The 214-nt window shown below is 57.0% G+C and carries 1 rRNA gene; it reads right to left on the minus strand.

The features are described 5' to 3' along the window. Window positions 1-131 precede the first annotated feature (131 nt). A 16S ribosomal RNA gene (locus tag ADK65_RS09375) occupies window positions 132-214 on the minus strand; the annotation flags it as partial.

Consider the following 214-nt stretch of genomic DNA (forward strand, 5'->3'; position numbering starts at 1 on the left):
GGCAGTACTAGCGCCTGATCCATCCTGGATCGTGCCGAGTAGTCAACGTTCCACCCATGAGCAACCAGCATCAGACGTTCGCTGATGTACTGGCCTCTGGACTGCCGAAGCAGCCTAGAAGTGCTCCTTAGAAAGGAGGTGATCCAGCCGCACCTTCCGGTACGGCTACCTTGTTACGACTTCGTCCCAATCGCCAGTCCCACCTTCGACAGCT

This window comes from Streptomyces sp. NRRL B-1140 (genome assembly GCF_001280065.1).
GTDB lineage: Bacteria > Actinomycetota > Actinomycetes > Streptomycetales > Streptomycetaceae > Streptomyces.